At 49.7% G+C, this 296-nt stretch carries 1 protein-coding gene; it reads right to left on the bottom strand.

Translation table 11 applies throughout. From position 1 onward, the window contains the following. Positions 1-296 (bottom strand): hypothetical protein (locus NE665_RS24290; RefSeq protein WP_256302756.1); only part of this gene is annotated, 296 nt, incomplete at both ends.

The raw sequence follows: 296 nt of genomic DNA on the forward strand, positions 1-296 counted from the left end.
GTGCCATTCGTTCGATCGACGATGCTTCCATCCTTGTCATAGAGGATGATCTCTGTCGCAAAGTTCTTATTCCCCCATCTGCTTCCACGCTCATATACGGCATCCGTTGCATTCCCTTCGGCATCTGCGAATACCGAGATCTCATTACGGACAAGATCGCCCTTGTCACCTGTCTCTTTCATGAAGGACATGTCCTCGATCGTGATCTTCCCCTTTTTCAGGGTGGACGGGAATGGGATCGCCTCACTCAACGCCATGGCAGCTTCTTTATTCTTCGTATTCTTGACATCTGTCGT

The sequence above is a fragment of the Clostridium sp. DFI.1.208 genome (assembly GCF_024463855.1).
Lineage (GTDB): Bacteria > Bacillota_I > Bacilli_A > Erysipelotrichales > Erysipelotrichaceae > Clostridium_AQ.